The sequence below is a fragment of the Acidobacteriota bacterium genome (genome assembly GCA_030949985.1).
GTDB lineage: Bacteria > Acidobacteriota > Polarisedimenticolia > J045 > J045 > JALTMS01.
In genome coordinates, this window is the sequence record JAUZRX010000087.1 from 1 (window position 1) to 1,100 (window position 1,100).

Genomic DNA, 1,100 nt, shown 5'->3' on the forward strand with positions numbered 1-1,100 from the left:
GGCGGATCACGCGATGCCGAAGCCAGATCCGGGCGGGAAAGCTGGGCCAGTGGCGCCTCCCGTCCGGGGTCACCAGCATGTTCCGCCGGCGTCCGAGGATGCGCCTGAGGACCGGCAGGCCGCGGCCACAGGGGCAGGGCGCACCGAGTTCGGCGTAGTCACCGATCTCGTAACGGATCAGCGGCATGGCGTAGTTGTGCAGGGTGGTCAGCAACACCCGGCCCCACTCCCCCGGGCCACAGGGTTGCCCCGCCTCGTCCACCACTTCCACCAGCAGATGCTCGGCCATGCAGTGATAACGGGCATGCTGTGGGCACTGGAGGGCAATGGTGCCGGCCTCTTCGCAACTGTAGGTGTCGGCAAGGGGCACGCCCCAGGCCCGGCGGACCCGTTCGCGCAGGCCTTCGGGCAGGGCCTCGCCGAAGCTGCGCACACCACGCAGACCGGGCAAGTGCTCCCCCCGTTCCAGCGAGAGCCGTGCCAGAGAGTCGATGTTGGAGGGGTGGCTGAGCAGATAGGCCGGCTGCTGGCGCCGCAGCCAGGAGAGCTGTGCAGCGGGTTCGGCACGAATGTCGAGGGTGGCGGCGGGGCCGGTGATGAAGGCACTGCTTACCGCGCCACCCCACTCGCTGTGTTCGCCTTGCCCGACCTTGGTGGTGATCACCGCCAGTTTTCCGCCGAGGTCGCGCTGGTGCCAGAGGTGGTCTCTCACCACCATTGCCTCGGCCATCAGCAGCGCCAGCTCACTGCGCTCCACCTCCACCGGCCGGGAAGTGGAACCGGTGGTTGCAAAGCGCAGGCGGCGGCCATGCGCTTCTGGTGGTGCCTCGCTGCGCAGCGAGGCCGCCTCTTGCTGCAACTGTTGCCGGGTCAATACCGGGATTTCCCGCCACCCGGCGGGATCGGGCTCTGCCGGAAGCCGATGGCGATAGCCGGGGCAGTGGCGGCGGGCATGACGCAACAGGATCCGCAGCTGACGCCACTGGGCGGCCCGCAGCGCCGTTTCCGGCCACCACTGGCTGCGCTCGAACTGGTACAGCAGGCAGACCAGGGCCTCACCCGCCGCACCGGGAAGGGCTGGCCAGGCGATCCCCTCGACC

1 protein-coding gene is annotated in these 1,100 nt (G+C 69.5%); it reads right to left on the reverse strand.

Annotation, left to right across the window (positions count from 1 at the left end; genetic code table 11):
- Window positions 1–1,100, reverse strand: a 1,100-nt coding sequence (locus tag Q9Q40_14260; protein ID MDQ7008381.1) for a phenylacetate--CoA ligase family protein, incomplete at both ends; no start/stop codon positions are given.